We start from the raw sequence: 209 nt of genomic DNA on the forward strand, positions 1-209 counted from the left end.
GTTGCTCATCGTTGATTCTGATTCGGTGATCTTCTTTAGAGAATCTGGATAAAGCGTAACCCTGAAAGTGACAATGGTGCTCATAAGCTGGAATATCGCCAAAGGTCAGAAACACAGCATTACTTGGATGATAGTGCTTTTTGTAAAAGCCTTTTAAGTCATCATAACTTAAACCGGTGATATGCTCAGGATCTCCACCACTATTAAAG

1 protein-coding gene is annotated in these 209 nt (G+C 39.7%); it reads right to left on the minus strand.

Going from position 1 to position 209, the window contains the following annotated elements; all coding sequences use genetic code 11:
- Window positions 1–209: insulinase family protein (locus A3756_RS04315; RefSeq protein WP_156490261.1), on the minus strand; the 209-nt coding region annotated here is incomplete at both ends.

It is taken from the genome of Oleiphilus sp. HI0086, assembly GCF_001635225.1.